This window comes from Pseudomonas sp. NPDC088890 (assembly GCF_044900155.1).
GTDB classification, from domain to species: Bacteria; Pseudomonadota; Gammaproteobacteria; order Pseudomonadales; family Pseudomonadaceae; genus Aquipseudomonas; species Aquipseudomonas urmiensis.
On the sequence record NZ_JBJDNG010000002.1, the window covers coordinates 1 to 20087 of the forward strand.

A 20087-nucleotide genomic window follows, 5' to 3' on the forward strand; every position below is an offset into this window, starting at 1 on the left:
TAGTGTGGGGTTTCCCCATGTGAGAGTAGGTCATCGTCAAGATTCATTTCGCAAAACCCCTATCTGCGCGAGCAGGTAGGGGTTTTGTCTTTTCCGCCTTCCGCCCAATCAGCCTAATCGATACCAGACTCAGTTGAGGCGAAGCATGCGTGGGAGCGGGCTTGCCCCGCGATAGCACCAGCACAATTACGATTCAGCCCTGAGCGAGCTCTACCAGGTGAGCTATGGCCTCTTCACTTTTAAGCACCAGAACATCCCCCTCCAGCGAATCAAGCACGACCTCGGCCGTATTGCCGATCAAGGCCCCGGAGATGCCCGTCCGGGCAACCGTACCAATCACTGTCACCACCGCATCACAGTGCTTCTCGGTATAGGGAATCAACACATCCGCTGGCCCTTCCGCGATGTGCAAGCGCTCATCACTGATATCGAACTCAGCCTGGAAAGCCTTGCAAGCCTCACGATAGCGCTGCTCAATGGTATCCGAGTTCTGATAAACCGGGTCTGCCGCTGAGAGCATGGGGGAGGGGTGGGCACTGATCACATGCAGTTCACCCTTCGCCAGCGCAGCGATGGCATAGCCATGGTCAATGATGTTGTTATGCAGCAGGCGGTGCGCCTCGTCATGATTGCCTACATCCACTGCCGCCAGGATCACCCCGCCAGTCCAAGGCCGCTCACTCTTGACCATCAGCACCGCAGACGGGCACTGGCGCAGCAGTTTCCAGTCGCTGGGCGTCAGCAATGCCTTTTTCAGCGGGTTGTCTGGCCGATGCTCCTTGATCACCAGATCACACCCTTCGGCTTGCTGCACAGCGATGATCGACTCGTGCAAAGTGTCGTGCCAGGCCTGTTCATGAGTCACGTTGTCGTAGCCGTCATCATGTAGTTGGCTCGCCAGCAGACTTAGCAGCGCACTGTGATCGTGCTTCTTGTCGCACATCAGCAGGTGCAAGCGGGCGCCGGTAACGCCTGCGATCAGTTTCGCCCGGGTGAGGGCGCGGCTATGGGCGTGATCGGGATCAAGTACGACCAGGATGCTACGGACCTGTTGCATGGACATGGGCTCCCCTCGGATGTTTGGCCTGTGCCTGACTATAGTCGGCGTCCCTATCAATGCCGCTTGATGTGTATCAAGCATAGTCGCTGGCGATCGCCGCCACCCCCGGTATAATCGCCGGCCCTGTCGTTGTTGCGTGATTGTGAGCCTATGTCCCTGATTCCCGAAGTCGACGCCTTTCTCGGTTGCCGCACCCCTGACGCCTGGATCGAAGCGGCGCTCGCCGACCAGGAGACCTTACTGATCGATCACAAAAACTGTGAGTTCAAGGCTGCAAGCACCGCGTTGAGCTTGATTGCCAAGTACAACACCCACCTTGATCTGATCAACATGATGTCGCGATTGGCTCGTGAAGAATTGGTCCACCATGAACAGGTGCTGCGCCTGATGAAGCGCCGTGGCGTGCCACTGCGTCCGGTTTCGGCAGGCCGCTATGCCTCGGGTCTACGCCGCCTGGTGCGCGCCCATGAGCCGGTCAAGCTGGTGGATACCTTGGTGGTGGGTGCGTTTATCGAAGCGCGCAGCTGCGAGCGATTCGCTGCCTTGGTGCCGCACCTTGATGAAGAGCTTGGGACCTTCTATCACGGTTTACTCAATAGCGAAGCACGGCATTTTCTGGGCTACCTCAAGCTGGCCCACCAGTACGGCGACGCGGCCGACATCGCTCGCGTCGTGGCGATAGTGCGTGAAGCTGAGGCTGAGTTGATCACTTCCCCAGATCAGGAGTTGCGCTTTCACAGCGGCATTCCGCTGGCCCAGGCGGCCTGAGCCTGATCTAGCGCCAGCGGATCGAACGAGATTAGTGACGACGGCCTAGCAGCAGGCCAATCACCAGTCCGAAGCCGGCCGAGACTGCCACTGTCTGCCAGGGATGGCCGCCAATATAATCCTGCGTAGCATCCACCACCGGTTGCGCCTTGTCGCGCACCGAGCCTGCTGCCTGGCGTGCTTGGCGCAGTTTCAAGCTGATCTGCGCGCGCAGGGTATCGGCTTCTTCGCCCACCAGGGTTGCGCTCTGTTCAAGCAGCTTCTCGGATTCTTCAATCAACGACTGCAATTCGCTGAATACCTGGTCCTTGATCTGATCGCTATCGGTTTGCGTGGCAGTTTTCCTAGCCATGAGCACGTCCTCGTCGATGGGTGGGTTAAAACAATGGATGCCGCAGCGTCTGGAAAGTTGCGCCAACGTTCCGGGCGCGCTCTGCATCAGTGTAAGATAGCGCCCAATTTCAAGCGGTAGGGTAGACCTTCATGAGTTTCAATCTGGCCAACAGAAGCTTCGAGGAACGGGCGCAGATCGAAGGCGAGAAAGCGCGGCTGTTCGAGTATTGGCAAAGTAACCTGGGCAAGGCCAAGGCCGAGGCCGGGCGGTTGATCGCCGAAAAGTCCCGGCGCAAAGGCAAGTGGGCCGAATGGGTACGTGCCGAGCTGGACGCCATGACCCCGGTCGATTTCGCCAATATGGTGCGCAGCGAAGTCAACAAGATGATGGCCGCTGCCAACAGCAACCGTTGATCTACCAGTTCGCACTGCTAGGCTGGGGCAGGTCGAGCTTGCCCTTGTCAGTGAAACGCACCGTCCCCAGCGGACCTCCGGCCAACTTGCCGCGCAGCACATAGGGCAGGCCCTGCAGCGATTGCACCTGGCTCAAGCCATAGGCCTGGCGCAGGAAAGCGAACGCGGTGACGCTGACCGGCACCACGATCACGGTCTCGTCATACCGGCCGATATGCCCGCGCTGATCGCTCACGCCCGCGGCCAAGGGCTGATCGTTGACTTCCAGATTGAGCGCGATGCCGTTGAAATCCACCGGCGTCTCGTTCGGGTTCTGCACGCGAATCTTCACTGCCATGCGTAGCTCCAACTCCTGGCCGGGCAGCGATTCTATGCCGATCACACTGATGTTCAACGGGTCGCGCGCCTGAAGCAGCGCGCACGCATTAACTGTGCAGGCCAACAGTACGACCAACAAAAGCCGCAGGTGACGGGATAAGCGCAGCGTCATGGGGAAGGGCCTTCTGCCTGACAGGTGAATGGCCAGTGTGGCAAATGCACGCCGACGTTGAAAGTGTTGGGCTTAATGAAAGATACTGTTTCTCATTAACGTCCGATAGTCTTTCTTACTGGCTTTTTTCCTTCATGCTGACGTCTCCCGTGTCTGGGCTGCTGGCAAGTTTCCAGGAGCACTACGACGACCTGTTGCAGTTCCTGACCCGCCGTATGAGCGACCGCCAGCGCGCCGCTGACGTGGCCCAGGAGACGTATCTGAAGCTGGTGAAAATCGAGCAACAAGCGATTCCGGTGCTGCACGCCCGCAGCTTCATCTTCCGGGTTGCTGGCAACTTGGCTATCGATGCGCTGCGCCGTGAACAGCGCATCGCCGCCAATCACCAAACCAGTGAAGCCACAGGCGAGCTGCCGTGCCCGGCGCCGCCACCTGAAGCGGCGCTGCTGGCCAGTGAACGCCTACAGATGCTGGACCAGGCCATGCTTGAGCTGTCGAGCAATGCGCGGCAGGCGTTGTTGCTCAATCGCGTCGAGGGCCTGACTCAGGCGCAAATCGCACAACGGCTGGGCGTTTCCGAGAGCATGGTGGCAAAATACATCGGCCAAGCCCTGCGCCATTGCCGCGACTGGCTCAAACACAACCATGACTGACTTATCTGCCATGCCCGAGCCACATCCGCTCAGCGGTCTTTCCGATGATGCTCTCGACTGGCAGGTATTGCTGCATTCGGGCAATGCCAGCGCGGCTGACCAGGCGCGTTACCAGCGCTGGTGTCAGTTGAGCCCGGCGCATGCCGAGGCCGCGAGGGAAGCTGAGGGGTTGTGGGCAGACATCGGGCAGACCAGCGCTGGGCAAACCTTCGCTGCCCAACCGGCGCCGCGCAAACGGCGTTGGCCACTGGCAATCGCTGCATCGGCGGTGCTCGCTGTGGCAAGCGTCATCGGTTGGCAGCAAGTGCCGGTGTGGACCTCCGATTACCACACCGCTATCGGACAGCGGCAGGTCATCACCCTGGCGGACGGCTCACGGGTCACGCTTAACAGTGGCAGCGCCTTGTCGCTTGCCTTTAGCGACAGCGAGCGCAAAGTCGTGCTCAAAGCGGGCGAGGCGTTGTTCGAAACGGCCAGCGACCTGCGTCCGTTCGTGGTCGAGGCCGGCGGCGATCCCGTGCAGGGCCGCGAGGCGGTGTTCAGCGTCCGGCGTTCGGCCAGCGGCCCTAGCGTGGTGCTGGCCGAGGGTGAAGCACGGGTTGGCACGCAAGCGGTGCCGGTCGCCAATGATGCTCGGGCGCTGACCGCCTGGCAGCGTGGCAAGCTGATCTTCAACGGCAAGCCCCTGGGCCAGGTACTCAGCGAGCTTGAGCGTTACCAGCATGGGCGCATCCTGATTTCCGATCACACCTTGGCTGCGCTAGAAGTCAGCGGGGTGTTCGATCTCGACGAGCCAGAAGCGCTCTTGCGCACCCTGGAGCAGCGCTACAACCTGAAAATCACCTACCTGCCGTGGCTCGCCGTGGTCCACTGAACCGATAAAGCGAAATATTTTACATTTCGCACTGCAAGTTGATGAAAGCCAGAACGTCGTAGTGGGACTGATCAGCAACCCATTCTCATTGACGCCTTGTCTGGAAGCTCTTTCGTGAAGGCCACGCTCAAACCCCTGCACCGCTGCGGCGGTCGTTTCAACCATGCCCTGTTGTCTTGCAGCGCCCTGGCCATGCTGGCCGGACCGCTGCACATCGCTGCGGTGCACGCCGCCGGTGATGCCCAAGTGGCAGCGCGTCATGTCCAGTTGGATCTGCCCGCCCAGGCTCTGGACCAGGCGCTGACCAGCTTCGCCGACCAGGCCGGTCTGCACTTGCTGTACACCACCAGCGAAGTCGCCGACCTGCAAAGCCCTGCGTTGCGAGGCAACTACAGCATCGAGCAGGCGCTGCAACAGCTGCTCGCAGGTAGTGGCATGAGCTGGCAATTCAGCGATGCGCGCACGGTAACGTTGCGTAAGGTCAATGCTGCGCCGCAGAGCGTCAGCCTTAAACCCACCGAAGTCACCGTCGCCTCGCGTACCAGCACTGCCATCAGTGAGATCCCCGGAACGGTCTGGGTGGTCGACCAACAGCAACTGCGCGAGCAGCTCGACAGCGGTGTAAGCCTCAAGGAAGCCATCGGCAAACTGGTCCCAGGCCTGGACTTGGCGCCGGAAGGGCGGACCAACTATGGCCAGAACATGCGCGGTCGCGATGTATTGGTGATGATCGATGGTGTCAGCCAGAACAGCTCTCGCGGGCTCTCGCGCCAATTCGACAGCATCTCGCCCTTCAACGTCGAACGGGTCGAAGTGCTGTCCGGCGCCAACGCCGTTTATGGCGGCGGCGCAACGGGCGGCATCATCAACATCGTGACCAAGAAAGGCGAGCCAGGAGCGGCCCGCTTCGAAACCCAGATTGGCGCCAGCAGTGGCTTCAACAACAGTGACGACCTGGCCACCCGCATCGCCCAGTCGGTCAGTGGCGGTAACGAGCGGATCAACGCTCGCCTGGGTATTTCCGCCGAGCAGAACGAAGCCTTTTACGACGGCGCCGGCGATCAGATATTCATCGACAATACCCAGACCGACCTGCAGTACAACCGGGCGATCGACGTCATGGGCAGCGTCGGCCTGAAGCTCACCGATGAGCAAAGCCTGGACTTGCTGGCCCAGTACTACGATTCCGGCAACCATGGCAGCACAGGTATCTATTTTCCCAACCTCAACTACAACGCGCCGTCGGACCTTGAAGATGCGCAGCTGCGTGGCGGCTACTCCTCTGACCTACAACCTCAGACCCGGCGCCTGCTACTCAACGCCAACTACCACCACAGCGATGTCCTCGGTCAGGATTTCTACCTGCAGGCCTCCTACCGCAAGGAGGACGACAACTTCTACCCGTTCCCCTACTACAACCGTGGTGGGGTGCCAGGTTCGCGCGGCGTGTATTTTGCGGCCTCGCAGCAAAATTTTGAGGTCAGCAGCCTCAAGGCGCTGTTCGCCAAGCAGTGGGACACGCTCAAGCTCACCTATGGCGTCGACCTGGATCGCGAGCGCTTCAACGCCCAGCAAACTACCTTCGACCCACTGACTTCCTCGGAAAGTGGCGGCCTTGACCTGGACAAACTCAGCGAGGCACCGCGCTATCCCAGCTATCGAGTCGATGGCGTCTCGGCCTACGCGCAGCTCGACTGGCGCCTGACCGACAACCTGACCCTGTCTGGCGGTGCCAGGCGTCAGCAGATGGACGTTGAGGTCAGCGATTTCAAGACGGTGCCGGGCGGCAACAACGACTATCAGGTCAACCTGTTCAACCTAGGCGCCATCTACGACTTCAAGAATGGCCACCAGGTCTGGAGCAATTACGGCGAAGGCTTCGAACTGCCTGACCCGGCCAAGTACTACGGCAAGCAAGGCCTGAGCGTTGACGATAACCCCCTGGCCGGGATCAAGAGCCGTCAGGTCGAACTGGGTTGGCGCTACGCCGACCTGGACTGGGACGCCCAGGCTGCGCTGTATTACATCTGGACCGACAAGACCATCACCACCGACCCTGCGACCTTGACCATTGACGTGGTGGACTTCAAGAAGCGCGACTTTGGTTTCGAAGGCGCGCTGACCCGTCATTTCCAGAGTGGCTGGGAAACCGGCGGCACCGTGCATGTGGTCAAGTCGCAAGAGGAAGATCGGGACGGCGACTGGATCAAGCGTGATGCCCGCTACGCCTCGCTGTCCAAGGCCACGGCGTTTGTCGGCTGGAAGGGCGATGGACGCAGCGCACGGCTGCAAGCCAACCATGCCTTCACCTTGAAAGACGATCAGGACCAGCAGATCGATGGCTATACCACCTTTGACCTGTTGGGCAGTCAGGACACCGGTTTTGGCACCTTCAGCGCCGGTATTCAGAACCTGTTCGACAAGCAGTACAGCACGGTCTGGGGGCAGCGGGCGACGCTGTTCTATTCGCCGACCTATGGGCCAGCCTACCTGTATGACTACCAGGGCCGTGGCCGGACCTATACCCTGACCTGGAGTTTGGCCTACTGATTGGGCTCGTCAGGGCCATTGTCATCGCCGGACAAGCGCGTCTACCGCATTGAAGTTGCCGAGTAGGCGCGGGCTTGTCCCGCGAAGACGACGACTGACACCTCAGTCTCAAGCGAACGCCGCCAACAGATCCTGCACAAACGCCTCCTGCGTGTCCCCCGGCACCTGCCCGCGATGACGCGCCAGGGTGAACGGCACGACGAAATCCAACCGCGAATCCAATCCCCGCAGCATCCCTCGCAGCAGCCAAGGCTCGGCATAGTGACAAGGCAGATACCCCACGTGCCGCCCCGACAGGATAAAGGTCAGCACGCTCTCGATCTGTTCGGCCTGGGCTGAACTGCGTTGGCTCTGAAACGCATCCGCCCCCTGCAAGAACCGATAGCCATGACGCACCTGGTCCGCCTCCAGCAGCTGTTCGCGGCTCACCGTCTCGGCCGTGAACAAGGGATGGCCCTGGCCGCAATACAACCGCTGGGTTTCTGCAAACAGCGGCTGGTAGTCGAACGCCGCCTGCTTGCCGGAAAAATAGCTGATGGCCAAATCCAGTCGCTGCTCCAGCAGCAAGCGTTCCATCTCGGCGGGCGGGGCGCTGATCAACTCCAGCTGCACCGCCTCCTGCCGTCGCCTGAAGCGGGCGATGGCATTGCCTAGGCGCAGGCTCACGGCGCTGTCCTGGTTTTCGGCAATGCCAATGCGCAGGGTGCCCAGCAGTTGCCCGGCAACACCATTGGCCTGCTGGCGGAACTGTTCGATCTGCACCAGCAATTCGCGGGTTGCCTTGAGCAGCAACTGGCCTTTGTCAGTCAGCGCAAAGCCGCGTTTGCCGCGGCTGCACAGGCGATAACCCAGGCGCGTTTCCAGGCGCGCCATCTGCTGGCTGATACTCGGCTGGCTCAAGCCCAGTACGCCTTGGGCGGCACTGAAGCCGCCGGCCTCGACTACAGTGACGAACAGCCGCAGCAGATGCAGGTCCGGGTCGTGCAGTTGTCCGAGCATCACATTGCTCCTGATGAATGTCAGCTTTGCAAACTTGCCATTCTTGCAATGTAACCCGGCTGGCATGCTGGCGGCATCCACCCATTGCCGAGGTGTCCGTCATGCGTCGATCGCTGTGCTTGCTGTCCCTGGTGCTGGCCCTGCCACTGCAGGCCGAAGAGAAGGTCGTCAACCTCTACAGCTGGGCCGACTACGTCGCCCCGCAAACCCTGGAGCGCTTCGAAAAAGAGACGGGCTACAAAGTGCGTTACGACACCTTCGATACCACCGAGGTGCTGGAAACCAAGCTGCTAACTGGGCGCAGCGGCTACGACGTGGTGGTGCCGTCATCCACGGTCCTGGCGCGGGCGCTGCAGGCCAACGCGCTGCAGCCACTCGACCCGCAAACGCTGCCTGGTTATGCCAACCTCGACAAGGACCTGCTAGCCAAATTGGCCGTGGCCGACCCTGGCAATCGCTATGCCGTGCCCTACACCTGGGGCACGCTCGGCCTGGGGGTGAATGTCGAGGCCGTGCGTCAGCGTCTGGGCGACGTGCCGCTGGACAGCCTCGACCTGCTGTTCAAGCCCGAGTACGCCAGCAAGCTCAAGGATTGTGGCATCGCCATGCCCGACTCACCACAGGAGGTGATTGGCCTGACCCTCAACTATCTGGGCAAGGATCCTTATAGCCAGAGCAAGGCCGACCTGGATGCTGCCCAGGCGCTGCTGCGCCAACTCAAACCGTCGATCAGCTACGTCGCCAATGGTCGCCAGATCAATGACCTGGCCAATGGCAGCGTGTGCCTGGCGCTGACCTACAACGGCGATGCCGCCATGGCCGCCGACCAGGCGCGGCGCGCAGGCAAGCGCTTTGAGCTGGTCTATCGCATTCCCCGTGAGGGTACGGTGGTCTGGCAAGACAACCTGGTCATTCCAAAGGATGCCCCGCACCCAGAAGCTGCCCGGGCCTTCATTGCCTTCATGTTGCAGCCCGAATCGGTGGCGGCGCTGACCAACACGCTGTTCTTCGCCAACGCCAACCAAGCGGCAACGGCGTTGGTCGATGAGGCTGTGCGCAGCGACCCGGACATCTATCCGCCCGCCGCCGTGCGTGAGCGGCTGTACGCCGACCGGGGCATGCAGCTGTCCGACCTGCGCCAGCGCAACCGGCTGTGGAACGCCCTGCGCAGCGGCCAGTGACCTCTTCTCATGACAAGGAGCACAACCGTGGACCAAGCCCAGCACAATGACCAGGCGATGACCCGCGACAGCTTGTACGGCACTGCTGCAGAAAGCACCTACGCCGGCATTACCAGTTTCTCCCGGCGTCGTTACAGCCGTGATTTGCGCGGCGTCGATGTGGTGGTCAGCGGCGTGCCGTTCGACACTGCCACCAGCAATCGTCCGGGTGCGCGCTTCGGCCCGCGCGCCATTCGCGCGGCCTCCGTGCAGCAAGCCTGGGCGCGGCACTGGCCGTGGACGTTTGATCCGTTCGACCACTTGGCCGTGATCGACTATGGCGATTGCGCGTTCGACAGCGGCACGCCGCAGAACGTGCCGGGCAGCATCGAGGCGCATGCCGAGCACATTCTCGAGGCCGGCTGCGCCATGCTCACCTTGGGCGGCGACCACTTCATCAGCTACCCACTGCTCAAGGCTCACGCCCGCCGCCACGGCCCGCTGGCACTGATCCACTTCGATGCGCACAGCGACACCTGGCCAGACGAGGAGGGCAAGCGCATCGACCACGGCACCATGTTCTGGCATGCGGCGCGCGAAGGCCTGGTCGACCCCGCGCACTCGGTGCAGATCGGCTTGCGTACCACCAATGACGACAGCCAGGGTTTTGCCATTGTCGATGCGCGCCAGGTGCACCGTCAGGGCACTGAGGCGGTGATCGCGGCGATTCGTCAGCGGGTTGGACAGCGGCCGGTTTATCTGACCTTTGACATTGATTGCCTGGACCCTGCCTATGCGCCAGGCACTGGCACGCCGGTGTGTGGCGGCCTCACCACTGTGCAAGCGCTGGAAATACTCGGCGGGCTACGCGGCATCAACCTGGTGGGAATGGACCTGGTCGAGGTGGCGCCGGCCTATGATCATGCCGATATCACCGCGCTGGCAGGGGCCACCTTGGCCATGGAGATGCTGTGCCTGTACGCAGCGCGGCATAAGCTCGACAAGCAGGTGTGAGGACTCAAGCCCGCTACCCACCTGCAGATGCTGGCACAGCCTGCGATGGGCCGCGCAGCGGCCTCCTATGATGGAGCAGGGAAAGCAGCACCGAAACATCAGGAATCATCTCCACACCAATTCCTACTTTTGTTACGAACCAGTCGCGCCTTAGGCTATCCAACGCTTGAGCGCGGCTTTTTCGTGCAGGAGGTAAAGTATGAATCCGACACTGCCAGTGCTGGCCCTGGGGCTGCTTGTCAGTCTTCCGCTGTCTGCGGCACCGCCTGCGCAGCCCCCGCTCGCGGCCAACGACAACAACCCCTATAACAGCCCGATCCAGCGCGCCAACCCCAACAGCCGCCAGGGCAGCATCCAGGCCACGCCACCGGTACGCGGGCCTTCTACCCAGCCGATCCCGCGCCCACCGACCCTGGACAACCGCGGCATTGGCAACGGCGAAAACCTGCGCCGCCAACAGCAGACGCCTAACCTAGAACCGACCCGGCCAGCGCGCGATAGCCAACGCGCGCCTTGAGCCCTCAACTGCAAGGAATCGCGCATGCCCCCACGTAGCTGGTTGACCGCCCTGGCCGCCGCCGCCCTGTTGCCGATGTTTGCCCACGCCGCCTCTGAACAGCGCTTGCCCAGCGAGGATGGCCAGTTGATCGTCAACACCGTCGCCGACGGTCTGCGTAACCCTTGGGCGCTGGCGTTCTTGCCCGGTAGCAAGGACATGCTGGTCACCGAACGCCCTGGCAACCTGCGTGTTGTCAGCGCCGAGGGCAAGGTCGGCCCACCGCTCTCCGGTGTCCCCAAGGTGTGGGCGCAAGGGCAAGGCGGCTTGCTGGATGTGGTGCTGTCGCCTGAGTTCGAGCAGGACCGCACGGTGTATCTGTCTTTTGCAGAAGAAGGCAGTGATGGCAAGGCCGGGACAGCGGTGGGGCGTGGCCAGTTATCGGAGGACAAAGCGCGCCTGGAAAACTTCACAGTGATCTTCCGCCAGATGCCCAAGCTGTCCGACGGCAATCACTTTGGCTCACGGCTGGTGTTCGACCGCAACGGCTATCTGTTCATCGCCTTGGGCGAGAACAATCAACGCCCCACCTCGCAGGATCTGGACAAGCTGCAAGGCAAGATCGTGCGCATCCTTCCTGATGGCGAAGTGCCCAAGGATAATCCGTTCGTCGGCAAGGATGATGTGCGCCCCGAGATCTGGTCGTTCGGCCATCGCAACCAGCAGGGCGCGGCGCTCAACCCCTGGACCGGCAAGCTCTGGACCCACGAGCACGGCCCGCGAGGTGGCGATGAGATCAATATCCCGCAGGCAGGTAAGAACTATGGTTGGCCGATAGCGACCCATGGCATCAACTATTCCTTGTTGCCGATCCCTGAGGCCAAGGGCAAGCACGTCGACGGCATGGTCGATCCGCACCACGTGTGGGAGAAATCCCCCGGCATCAGCGGCATGGCCTTCTATGATCGACCGACCTTCAAGGCTTGGGACCATAACTTGTTCATCGGTGCCCTGGCGACTCAAGAGTTGATCCGGCTGCAGCTCGATGGCGACAAGATCGTCCATGAAGAGCGCCTGCTGGGCGATCTGCAAGCGCGCATCCGTGATGTGCGGGTGGGGCCGGACGGTTACCTGTATGTGCTTACCGATGCCAAGGATGGAGCGCTATTGAAGGTAGGCCTGAGCCAAACCCCCTAAACAGTCAAAGGTTATCCCGGCTGCTTCGCGGTGGGCGCGCGCGTGGCCGCGAAGAGGCGGGCAGCGCTGATAGAGAATCTGCATGCTCGTCGCCGCCGCGTGCCGTAACATAAGCCTTTTGGGCACATACCTGGGCATGTCGACCAATCCGCAAGCGCTGTACCGCCAGGCTCTGGAGCATCAAGGCTTCGTTGCCGACCCTGCCCAGGCTCGCGCCGTCGCCGCGCTACAAGCCTGCTTTGCAGCCCTGCAAAGCGCCCAGCCGACTCAGGGTGTTTACCTCTGGGGGCCGGTTGGCCGCGGCAAAACCTGGTTGATGGACCAGTTTCATCAGTGCCTGGCGCTACCCTCGAGGCGCCAGCACTTTCACCACTTCATGGCCTGGGTCCACCAGCGCCTGTTCCAGCTCAACGGCACTGCCGATCCCTTGCTGGCGCTGGCTGCACAGCTGGCTGGACAGATCCGCGTACTGTGTTTCGATGAGTTGTTCGTCAACGACATCGGTGACGCGATCATTCTGGGGCGGCTCTTCAAAGCGCTGTTCGAGCACGGGGTGGTGATCGTCGCCACCTCCAACCAACCGCCGAACCAGCTTTACCACGACGGTTTCAACCGCGAGCGTTTCCTGCCGGCCATCGCCGCCATCGAACGGCACATGCAGGTGCTGCCGGTAGCCGGCGAGCAGGACCACCGCCTGCACCCAGGCGCTAGCCACCAACGCTTCTGGCTGAGCGCACCCGGTCAGCCCAGCGCGTTGCAGGCAGTATTTGCGCAATTAAGCCCAGACGATGCCGGCTCGGATCAGCCCTTGCAGCTCGGTTCGCGGCAGATCCGCGTGGTGCGCCGCAGCAGCCAGGCGATCTGGTGCCGTTTTAGCGAGCTGTGCGAACAACCCCTGTCAGCCCTGGAGTTCATGGCCCTGTGCGACCTGTTCCCGGCGATCCTGGTAGACGGCATTCCGGCCCTGAGCGGCGAGCAACGGCCCGGGCGCATTGCCCGTGGCACCGAGGATGGTGCACGCAGGGTCGAGGCAGGCGATCGCCAGTTGCCGGCACTTTCACCGAAAGATGACAGCGTGCGCCGCTTCATCGCCTTGGTCGATGAATGCTATGACCGGCGCATTGCGTTGTACCTGGAGGCCGAAGTACCGCTCGAAGCGCTCTACACTCAAGGGTATCTGGCGTTCCCGTATCAGCGGACCCTGAGTCGGCTACGGGAGATGCAACTGCAACGCTTCGCTTGAAGGAGCCGACCATGGAGCCGCTCTCGCATCATCTGCTGACCCAGGCCTATAACAATGGCTGGGCCAATCACCGTTTGTACAAAGCCTGCCTGCAACTGACCCAGGACGAGTTCGTCGCACCCCGTTGCAGCTTCTTCCCGTCGATCAAAGCCACCCTCAATCACCTGCTGACCGTCGACTGGTTCTATCTGCATGCGTTGGAGTGCGAACAGCGCGGCGAGGCGCCGGACCCGGATGGCGAGCGCTTTTTCGAACCGGAGCAGCCCTTTGCCACCTGCGCTGATCTGCATGCCGAGCAGGCCCAGGCCGACCATCGCTTGATCGCCTACTGTCGCCTGCTGCGTGACGATCAACTGCGGCGCTATGTCAGCATCGTGCGTCCTGAGCGGGTGCAGCGTGAACAGCGGCTGCGGTTGCTGGCGCATCTGTTCGAGCACCAGATTCATCACCGGGGCCAGGTGCATGGGATGCTCAGCGATACGGCTGTGCGGCCGCCGCAGTTGGATGAGTTCTTCTGTGAGGAAGAGGCTCATTTGCGGGCTGATGATTTTGCCGAGTTGGGTTGGAGCGAGGCGCTGGTTTGGGGGAGGGGCTAGGCTTGTGCGGTTGGGGCCGCAAAGCGGCCCCAACCATGCTAACGTCCGAGCCACTCGATCAGCGCCTGGTGAAACCGCTCAGGCTCTTCGATCTGCGGCGCATGTCCCAGCCCCTCGAAGGTCACCAACTCGCCCTTGGGTATCATCTTGGCCACCTGCGGCCCCAGCTCCTGGTACTTGCCCAAGCGCGCCTTGACCTCATCGGACGCGATATCACTGCCAATCGCCGTGCTGTCCTGATCGCCGATCAGTAACAGTGTCGGCATCTTCAAATCCTTGAACTCGTGGTACACCGGTTGGGTAAAGATCATGTCGTAGATCAGGGCCGAGTTCCACGCCACCCGCTCATGCCCAGGCCCTTTGTTGAGCCCCACCAGCATCTGTACCCAGCGCTCGTACTCAGGCTTCCAGCGTCCGGCGTAGTAGGTCTTGCGCTCATAGTTACGCACCCCTTCGGCATCGAGCTTGAGCTCGCGCGCATACCATTGATCCACCGTGCGGTAGGGCACGCCAAGCGCTTTCCAGTCTTCCAGGCCGATCGGGTTGACCATGGCCAGGCGCTCGACCTGCTGCGGGTACATCAGCGCGTAGCGGGTGGCGAGCATGCCACCGGTGGAGTGGCCGAGGATGATCGCCTGCTTGACACCCAGGTGCGCGAGCAAGGCATGGGTGTTGTCTGCCAGTTGCTGGAAGCTGTACTGGTAATAGCCGGGCTTACTGGAAGTGCAGAAACCGATCTGGTCCGGGGCGATAACCCGATAGCCGGCTTGGCTGAGGGCTTGGAGGGTGGTTTCCCAGGTGGCGGCGCAGAAGTTCTTGCCATGCATCAGCACCACGCTGCGGCCATTGGCTTGGCCCTTGGCGGGTACGTCCATATAGCCCATCTGCAGGTCTTGGCCCTGGGACTTGAAGTTGAAATGCTTGAGCGGGTGAGGGTAATCGAAGCCTTCGAGCTGCATACCGTAGGTGGGCGACTCGGCGGCGATGGCCGAGCTGCCCAGCAGGCAAGCGAGGGTCAGGGCGGTTGCGCGCAGCATTGGAGTACTCCGTGTAGCACCATGTAGGAAAAAGCGACTCTAACAGCCTGTAGACCGCCTGCTGCGGCAAAGGTGTTACTGGCCGTTAAACCAACCCAGGGTAATCAACGCCAACACCAGGTAGCGCCCGCCCTTGGCCACGGTGACCAGCAGCAGGAAGCGCCAGAACGGCTCGCGCATGATCCCTGCGATCAGTGTCAGCGGATCACCAATCACCGGCATCCAGCTCAGCAGCAACGACCATTGCCCCCAGCGCTGGTAACGCTGTTGGGCACGCTGCAGCTGTGCTGCGCTGAATGGGAACCAGCGGCGTTCGCGCAGGTGCTCGATGGCCCGCCCCAGCAGCCAATTGACGATCGAGCCCAAGACATTACCCAGGGTGGCCACCAGCAGCAGGGTCAGCCAGGCATCAGGGTCGCGCAGCAGCAGACCGACCAGCACCGCTTCCGATTGCAGCGGCAGCAGGGTAGCGGCGCCAAAGGCGCTGAGAAACAGCGCCCACACGCTCAGCATCGACGGCGTCTCAGTAGTTGGCCAGCACCTGGTCCTGGCCATCCTGGGTCAGGCCGATCACTTGGTAGGGATCTTTGTGATCGCCCATTTCCATGCCCGGCGAGCCCATCGGCATGCCCGGCACGGCGATGCCTTTGAGGTCGCTACGTTTGCTCAGCAGGCGCACCTGCTCGGCCGGTACGTGACCTTCGACGAACTTGCCGTTGATCACCCCGGTGTGGCACGACGCCAGCCGTGGCGCCACGCCCAGGCGCTGCTTGACCTCGCTCATGTTCGGTTCGACGTGATCGTTGACGGTGAAACCGTTGTCGCGCAGGTGGCTGATCCACAGCTTGCAGCAGCCGCAGTTGGGGTCGCGGTAGACGTCGATGACCTCAGCCGCCTGTGCCAGACCGGTGAAGGCCAGCAGGCCCAGGGTAATCAGGTGTTTGCGCAGCATGGTGAACAGTCCTCTAGAAACGTAGGCGGATGCCGGCGACCAGGCGGGTCTGGCCAATGTCCTCGGCATCGTCGCGGGCCATTTCGGCGCGCTGGCCGTGCAGGCGATTGAAGCTGACCCCGACATACGGGGCGAAGCCTCGGCTGATTTCGTAACGCAGGCGCACGCCGACTTCGCTCTCGGCCAGCCCTGCGCCTTGCTCGCGGCCGGCATCGTTGCGGCCGAAGAAGTTGGCCTCAAGGGTCGGCTCCAGTACCCAGCGATTGGTCAGCAGCATAGCGTAACCGGCCTCCAGGCGCAGCGCGGTCTGTTGCCGCTCGCCAGCATAGGCGGTGGCTTCCAGCTCCAGGCCATAGAGCGGCGTGCCCTGGATGCCGAAGGCCGCCCAGGTCTGGCCGCTGGCAGGCTTGAAATCCTGGCGCAGGCCGCCGACCAGTTCCCACCAGGGGCTGATGGCATGACCCCACAAGGCCTGCAGTTCGGCTTTGTGGGTCTTGCCCTGTTCCCGTTCCCCCTCGGTGCGCAGCCACAGCCGGTCGATATCGCCACCCACCCAGGCCGTGGCATTCCAGTTCAGCGCGCTGCTGCTCTCGAAGTTTTGATACTCCAGCTGGTCGACGATCACCGCCCAGTTGATCGCCCGGTCGTGCACCTGATGGCCTGGCAGTGGTGGGAAGGCGGCGCGGCGGTCGGCGTCGGTGATCACCGCCAGTGGCGTGCGCGGCTGCGCGCTGAGCGGCGCAGGAGGCCGCTGCTGGGGCATGGCGCCATGGTTCATCTGGCTGTGATCCATCGGCATCGCGCCGTGGCCGTGGTGGCTTGCCTCAGTGGCGAGGACGCGCTCGCTGGCCAGCAGTGCGGCCAAGGCGGCGCCCGCCAGCAAGCTGCGATTGATGACCTCATTCATCGACCCGTACCTCGCGGAACATTCCGGTTTCCATGTGATAGAGCAGGTGGCAGTGATAGGCCCAGCGCCCCAGGGCGTCGGCGCTGACCCGATAGCTGCGGCGGCTGCCAGGGGGGATATCCACGGTGTGCTTGCGCACCAGGAAGCGCCCGTGCTCGTCCTCCAGGTCACTCCACATGCCGTGCAGGTGGATCGGGTGGGTCATCATGGTGTCGTTGACCAGGGTGATGCGCACCCGCTCGCCATAGCGCAGGCGCAGGGGCTCGGCATCGCTGAACTTGACCCCATCGAACGACCAGGCGAAACGCTCCATATGGCCGGTCAGGTGCAGTTCGATGTCTCGCGAGGGCTGGCGCCCGTCGGGGTCGGCAAAGGTGCTGCGCAGATCGGCATAGGTCAGTACCCGCCGACCGTTTTCGCGCAGGCCAATACCCGGGTCGGCCAGGTTGGCGCGTGGGGCCATGGTCTGCATGTCGACCAATGGGTTGCCGGTCTCGCTGGCTGGGTGGTGCTGCATGGCCGACATCGTGCCATGGTCCATGCCGGCCATGCTGGCGTGGTCCATCCCGGCATGATCCATGTCGCCCATGCCGCCATGGCCCATGTCATCCATGCTCAGCACCGGGCGCGGATCCAGCGCGGGAACCGGTGCTTGCAACCCCAGCGCGCGGGCCAGGGTGCCACGGGCAAAGCCGGTGCGGTCCATGCTCTGGGCGAACAGGGTGTAGGCGGGCAGGTCGCCTACCTCCACCAGCACGTCGTAGGTCTCGGCCACGGCAATGCGCAGCTCATCGACTGTAACGGGGGTCACCGGCAGGCCATCGGCGGCGATTACCGTCAGCTTGAGACCCGGGATGCGAAAGTCGAAGTAGCTCATCGCCGAAGCGTTGATCAGGCGCAGGCGCACGGTTTCGCCGGGCTGGAACAGGCAGGTGAAGTTGCCGTCCGGCGGTTGGCCATTGAGCAGGTAGGTGTAGGTTGCCGCGCTGATATCGGCCAGGTCCGTGGGGCTCATGCGCATGCGCGCCCAGGCCAGGCGGTTGTCGACGGTTGCTTCCCAGCCCTTGGCGGCCACATCGTCGATGAAATCGCCGACCGTGCGTTTGTGATAGTTGAAGGCGTCGGACTGCTTTTTCAGGGTCGCCATCAACTGCTCAGGCGCCTGGTCGCTCCAATCGCTGAACAGCAGCACGTGATCGCGCTGATAACGGTGCGGCTCTGGCTCGCGCGGCTCGATGACGATGGCCCCGTAGACCCCGGCTTGCTCCTGCAAACCCGAGTGGCTGTGGTACCAGTAGGTGCCACTCTGGCGCAGGGTGAACTGATACAGGTAGTCGCCGCCTGGCTCGATGCCGGCGAAGCTCAAGCCTGGTACGCCGTCCATGTTGGCCGGCAGGATGATGCCGTGCCAGTGGATCGAGGTCGGTTCTGCCAGCTGATTGCGCACCCGCAAGCTGACCGTATCACCTTCGCGCCAGCGCAGCAGTGGCCCGGGCAGGCTGTTATTGACGGTCAAGGCGGTGCGCGGGCGGCCGGTGATGTTGACCGGGGTCTGGCCGATCGACAGGGCAAACTGTTGGCCCTGAAGGACTTGCCCAGGACGAGCGCCTTCAGCGGCCTGGGCCAGCGGGCGCCATAGGCCCAGACCGGCCAGGGCCGTGGCGGCGCCCAGGCCTTTGACGAAGGTGCGGCGGGAAGAAATGCATGGCATGACGTGGCCTCGTTGCAGGCTGCTGGCGTCCATCGCGGGGCAAGCCCGCTCCCACGTCAGTCCCCTTTGAGGACGATCAGCCTGGGAGCGGGCTTGCCCCGCGATGGGCGTCAGACTGCCCAAAGTGGATAGCCACCATCCTCGCTGCCAGTGCCTGTCAGCCGCCTGAGCGGCAGATTACAGATCCGTCAGGCGGGCACTGGCTCGCTGTTCAAGTCGCGCATCAACAGCCCGTATTCCAGCGATACCTGCTCGGGGATCGGCAGGTACACCACATGGCCATCACCCGGCGCCACCTGGATTTCCTGTTGCTGGCGATTGCACAGGCGGTCCAGGTCGAAGTGGTAGTTGCCGCGTGGGGTCATCAATTCCAGCTGATCGCCGAGGGCAAAGCGGTTCTTCACGTTGACCTCGGCCAGGCCATCAACCCGCACACCGGTCAGCTCGCCGACGAATTGCTGGCGCTCGGACACCGAATTGCCGCGCTGGTAGTTCTGATATTCGTCATGCACGTGGCGGCGCAGGAAGCCTTCGGTGTAGCCGCGTTGGGCCAGCGATTCGAGGTTGTCCATCAGGTCGCGGTCGAACGGCTTGCCGGCCACGGCGTCGTCGATCGCCTTGCGATAGGACTGCACCGCGCGGGCACAGTAGAAATGCGACTTGGTCCGCCCTTCAATCTTCAGCGAGTGCACGCCCATCTCGGTCAGCCGCTGCACATGTTGTACCGCGCGCAGGTCCTTGGCGTTCATGATGTAGGTGCCGTGTTCATCTTCGAACGCTGGCATCGCCTCCCCGGGGCGGTTGGCCTCCTGGAGCAGGAACACCTGTTCGGTCGGTTGACCGATGCCCAGGGTCGGCTCGACGTGCTGCACGATATCGCCAGTGAGGTTTTCGCGCGCCTCGCTGGCCTCATATTTCCAGCGGCAGGCGTTGGTGCAACTGCCCTGGTTGGCGTCACGCTTGTTGAGGTATCCCGACAGCAGGCAGCGGCCGGAATAGGCCATGCACAGGGCGCCGTGGACGAACACCTCAAGCTCCATATCGGGCACCTGCTGGCGAATCTCGCCGATTTCCTCCAGCGACAGCTCGCGCGACAGGATCACCCGGCTCAGCCCCAGTTGCTGCCAGAACTTCACGCTGGCCCAGTTAACCGTATTGGCCTGCACCGACAAGTGGATCGGCATCTGCGGGAAGTGCTGGCGCACCAGCATGATCAGGCCAGGGTCGGACATGATCAGCGCATCCGGGGCCATTTCGATCACCGGCGCCAGGTCCTTGAGGAAGGTCTTGAGCTTGGCATTGTGCGGGGCGATGTTGACCACCACGTAGAACTGTTTGCCCAGGGCGTGCGCCTCCTGGATGCCCAAGGCCAGGTTGGCATGGTCGAACTCATTGTTGCGCACCCGCAGGCTGTAGCGCGGCTGGCCGGCGTAGACCGCATCGGCGCCATAGGCAAAGGCGTAGCGCATGGTCTTCAGGGTGCCGGCAGGGGCCAGCAATTCGGGCATGGCGAGTGGGATCATGAGCGCACCGGGGCAAAAGGCGCGGATGGTAGGGGCAAGGCGGGTAGAGGGTATTGATCTGGATCAAGCAGAACAGGGCACTTTTTGCGAAAGCCTGCGCACTAACGTTG

The 20087-nt window shown here is 62.4% G+C and carries 20 protein-coding genes and 1 pseudogene; 11 read left to right on the plus strand and 10 right to left on the minus strand.

The features are described from left to right. Window positions 1–193 precede the first annotated feature (193 nt). Complete coding sequence (locus tag ACI2JX_RS04865; RefSeq protein WP_404689526.1) at window positions 194–1057, minus strand: universal stress protein; 864 nt, start codon at window positions 1055–1057, stop codon at window positions 194–196. Between the two features lie 153 nt (window positions 1058–1210). Here ACI2JX_RS04865 and ACI2JX_RS04870 point away from each other — a divergent pair, with 153 nt between their 5' ends. Beyond that, window positions 1211–1828 carry a tRNA-(ms[2]io[6]A)-hydroxylase gene (locus tag ACI2JX_RS04870; protein ID WP_368973505.1) on the plus strand — a complete coding sequence of 206 codons (618 nt, stop codon included), beginning with the start codon at window positions 1211–1213 and terminating at the stop codon, window positions 1826–1828. A gap of 31 nt (window positions 1829–1859) precedes the next feature. Here the strand turns inward: ACI2JX_RS04870 and ACI2JX_RS04875 are convergent, their stop codons facing one another. Next, on the minus strand, window positions 1860–2180 hold the full coding sequence (locus ACI2JX_RS04875) for a YqjD family protein (protein ID WP_368973504.1): 321 nt from the start codon (window positions 2178–2180) through the stop codon (window positions 1860–1862). A gap of 131 nt (window positions 2181–2311) precedes the next feature. Here ACI2JX_RS04875 and ACI2JX_RS04880 point away from each other — a divergent pair, with 131 nt between their 5' ends. Next, the gene (locus tag ACI2JX_RS04880) at window positions 2312–2575 is read left to right on the plus strand and encodes a hypothetical protein (protein ID WP_368973503.1); all 264 of its coding nucleotides are present in this window, start codon (window positions 2312–2314) and stop codon (window positions 2573–2575) included. Between the two features lies 1 nt (window position 2576). On the opposite strand, the gene ACI2JX_RS04885 is transcribed toward ACI2JX_RS04880, so the two are convergent. After that, window positions 2577–3065: an LEA type 2 family protein gene (locus tag ACI2JX_RS04885; protein WP_368973502.1), complete on the minus strand. Its 489-nt coding sequence runs from the start codon at window positions 3063–3065 to the stop codon at window positions 2577–2579. Between the two features lie 134 nt (window positions 3066–3199). Here ACI2JX_RS04885 and ACI2JX_RS04890 point away from each other — a divergent pair. The 3 genes and pseudogenes from ACI2JX_RS04890 to ACI2JX_RS04900 all read left to right on the plus strand — a co-directional run. Next, window positions 3200–3710, plus strand: a pseudogene (locus ACI2JX_RS04890) (RNA polymerase sigma factor); the annotation flags it as partial. After that, entirely contained in the window at window positions 3711–4592 is an 882-nt protein-coding gene (locus ACI2JX_RS04895; protein ID WP_404689811.1) for a FecR family protein, read from the plus strand. Between the two features lie 114 nt (window positions 4593–4706). Then, entirely contained in the window at window positions 4707–7142 is a 2436-nt protein-coding gene (locus tag ACI2JX_RS04900) for a TonB-dependent receptor (protein ID WP_404689527.1), read from the plus strand. A 108-nt stretch (window positions 7143–7250) separates the two neighbouring features. On the opposite strand, the gene ACI2JX_RS04905 is transcribed toward ACI2JX_RS04900, so the two are convergent. Further along, complete coding sequence (locus ACI2JX_RS04905) at window positions 7251–8141, minus strand: LysR family transcriptional regulator (protein WP_404689528.1); 891 nt, start codon at window positions 8139–8141, stop codon at window positions 7251–7253. Window positions 8142–8242: 101 nt separating this feature from the next. Here ACI2JX_RS04905 and ACI2JX_RS04910 point away from each other — a divergent pair, with 101 nt between their 5' ends. The 6 genes from ACI2JX_RS04910 (at window position 8243) to ACI2JX_RS04935 (ending at window position 13847) form a co-directional block, all read left to right on the plus strand. Beyond that, the gene (locus ACI2JX_RS04910) at window positions 8243–9322 is read left to right on the plus strand and encodes a polyamine ABC transporter substrate-binding protein (RefSeq protein ID WP_404689529.1); all 1080 of its coding nucleotides are present in this window, start codon (window positions 8243–8245) and stop codon (window positions 9320–9322) included. A gap of 27 nt (window positions 9323–9349) precedes the next feature. Beyond that, the gene (speB, locus tag ACI2JX_RS04915; RefSeq protein ID WP_264235837.1) at window positions 9350–10315 is read left to right on the plus strand and encodes an agmatinase; all 966 of its coding nucleotides are present in this window, start codon (window positions 9350–9352) and stop codon (window positions 10313–10315) included. Window positions 10316–10514: 199 nt separating this feature from the next. Continuing rightward, on the plus strand, window positions 10515–10832 hold the full coding sequence (locus ACI2JX_RS04920) for a hypothetical protein (protein ID WP_404689530.1): 318 nt from the start codon (window positions 10515–10517) through the stop codon (window positions 10830–10832). Between the two features lie 24 nt (window positions 10833–10856). Beyond that, window positions 10857–12008, plus strand: coding sequence for a PQQ-dependent sugar dehydrogenase (locus ACI2JX_RS04925; protein ID WP_404689531.1), 1152 nt, complete (start codon window positions 10857–10859; stop codon window positions 12006–12008). Between the two features lie 136 nt (window positions 12009–12144). Next, on the plus strand, window positions 12145–13251 hold the full coding sequence (gene zapE, locus ACI2JX_RS04930) for a cell division protein ZapE (protein WP_264236050.1): 1107 nt from the start codon (window positions 12145–12147) through the stop codon (window positions 13249–13251). 11 nt (window positions 13252–13262) lie between these two features. Beyond that, a complete protein-coding gene (locus tag ACI2JX_RS04935) occupies window positions 13263–13847 on the plus strand; it encodes a DinB family protein (RefSeq protein WP_368973494.1) in 585 nt (194 codons plus the stop codon). A 38-nt stretch (window positions 13848–13885) separates the two neighbouring features. On the opposite strand, the gene ACI2JX_RS04940 is transcribed toward ACI2JX_RS04935, so the two are convergent. The 6 genes from ACI2JX_RS04940 to yegQ all read right to left on the minus strand — a co-directional run bounded on the left by ACI2JX_RS04940 (window position 13886) and on the right by yegQ (window position 19977). Next, complete coding sequence (locus ACI2JX_RS04940) at window positions 13886–14884, minus strand: alpha/beta fold hydrolase (protein WP_264235841.1); 999 nt, start codon at window positions 14882–14884, stop codon at window positions 13886–13888. A 75-nt stretch (window positions 14885–14959) separates the two neighbouring features. Beyond that, window positions 14960–15397, minus strand: a complete 438-nt coding sequence (locus tag ACI2JX_RS04945; RefSeq protein WP_404689532.1) for a YqaA family protein — start codon at window positions 15395–15397, stop codon at window positions 14960–14962. A gap of 10 nt (window positions 15398–15407) precedes the next feature. Next, complete coding sequence (locus ACI2JX_RS04950; protein WP_264235843.1) at window positions 15408–15836, minus strand: DUF411 domain-containing protein; 429 nt, start codon at window positions 15834–15836, stop codon at window positions 15408–15410. A 13-nt stretch (window positions 15837–15849) separates the two neighbouring features. Next, window positions 15850–16743, minus strand: coding sequence for a copper resistance protein B (locus tag ACI2JX_RS04955; protein ID WP_404689533.1), 894 nt, complete (start codon window positions 16741–16743; stop codon window positions 15850–15852). Continuing rightward, a complete protein-coding gene (locus ACI2JX_RS04960; RefSeq protein WP_404689534.1) occupies window positions 16736–18454 on the minus strand; it encodes a copper resistance system multicopper oxidase in 1719 nt (572 codons plus the stop codon). Before ACI2JX_RS04960 ends, ACI2JX_RS04955 begins: the two co-directional genes overlap by 8 nt. A 188-nt stretch (window positions 18455–18642) precedes the next feature. Further along, window positions 18643–19977 (minus strand): tRNA 5-hydroxyuridine modification protein YegQ, encoded by a 1335-nt coding sequence (gene yegQ, locus ACI2JX_RS04965; RefSeq protein WP_404689535.1) that lies wholly within the window; start codon window positions 19975–19977, stop codon window positions 18643–18645. Window positions 19978–20087 lie beyond the last annotated feature (110 nt).